Raw genomic sequence first — 1,330 nt, forward strand, 5'->3', positions numbered from 1 at the left:
CTATCACATTCTTGCTCATATGAATCTCGTACATCTACAACCCTAATATGTTCTTTACTCTTCGCAGCAAGAGAGATTTCAGCTAACGTCCAGGGATTCACGACGCCCCACCGACTTAAGGCGACGAATGTCGCCGGGCGCGATGCGCTTAGTCGGTGCGGTGTGTCCGGCTGAATTTGCTTCCATGCAACTGAAATACTCATCGAATCAACTTCAACTCCTGCCGGACCGAAGGGGGTTTGTCCCCCGAAGCGTGAATCCCATGTTAGCTGATGTCTCTCTACTTCTTCGAATCAGTTTTGACGTAGTATCATGCTGCACTTTAAAGTATCATCCGTCGCCGATGGATCTCGTTTCACTTCAACCCTAATATATCATTTAACCTCCAGAGCAAGAGAGATTTCAGCTAACGTTGTTGTATTCACGACGTCCCACCGACTTAAGGCTCCGCCAGGAGCCGGCCGCGATGCGGTTAGTCGGTACGGATGTGTCCGGCTGAATTCACTTCCCCGCTACTGAAATGCCTCTCCGATTACACTTCTAACTTCATGCCGGACCGAGGGCGAATGCCCGATGCGTGAATATGGTGTTATCTGATGCTCCCAACTTCTTTGATAAACTCAAAAGATCCTATACCATTTCTGAAATAAACATGGCTTTAGTTCCTTCCTCTGGCTTAAATCCAAATATTCCATAGAAATTTTCTGCACTTTCATAAGATATCAGCACTTTTGTTTTGATATTAGAATATCGACTAAGCATGTTTTCCATCATTCGCTTTCCAATTCCTAACGATTGATATTCTTTATGAACTAACATGTAATGAAAATATACTGTCATCACTCCGTCAGAAAGAGCATTCACTAAGCCAACTAATTTGGTGTCATCCCATGCAGTTATAACCGTATGCGAGTTGTTTATTGCTTGTTTAAGATCTTCTGGGTAATCTCCTGATTTCCAATCCACCGAGTGGAAAAGTTCTTGAATTTCTTTGAATATGATTGTCATAATATTGCTCCTAAGTTGTTGTGTGTTTATTGGGAGTTTCAGATAACGTTGTTGTATTCACGACGTCCTACCACCTTAAGCCCGAAGGGCGGCCGCGATGCGGTTAGGTGGTGCGGATGTGTCCGGCTGATTCTACTTCCCGCTGCTGAGATACCTCTCCGAATCCACTTCTAACTTCTGCCGGACCGAGGGCCGAATGGCCCGAAGCGTGAATATGGTGTTATGTGAAGGACCCTCTTCATTGAATTCACTCTACAAAATTTGTATTTAATGTCCATTGCAATCTTCTAATCCATTCCTTCTTAACTTCTAGATTTGCATT

The 1,330-nt window shown here is 44.1% G+C and carries 2 protein-coding genes; both read right to left on the reverse strand.

Annotated features, from left to right (window positions below; translation table 11 throughout):
- The coding region (locus ACFPQ4_RS24690) for a hypothetical protein (RefSeq protein ID WP_378114619.1) at positions 1-203 on the reverse strand (203 nt) is incomplete at its 3' end.
- Positions 204-630: 427 nt separating this feature from the next.
- Positions 631-1,008, reverse strand: coding sequence for a GNAT family N-acetyltransferase (locus ACFPQ4_RS24695; protein WP_378114620.1), 378 nt, complete (start codon positions 1,006-1,008; stop codon positions 631-633).
- Between the last annotated feature and the right edge of the window lie 322 nt (positions 1,009-1,330).

Source organism: Cohnella yongneupensis, assembly GCF_042655785.1.
In the GTDB taxonomy this organism is placed as follows: Bacteria; Bacillota; Bacilli; order Paenibacillales; family Paenibacillaceae; genus Cohnella; species Cohnella yongneupensis.

What these genes read in the sequence shown, in the direction of transcription:
- ACFPQ4_RS24695 (WP_378114620.1), bottom strand. Translation starts at nt 1,008, where the DNA reads ATGACAATCATATTCAAAGAAATTCAAGAACTTTTCCACTCGGTGGAT.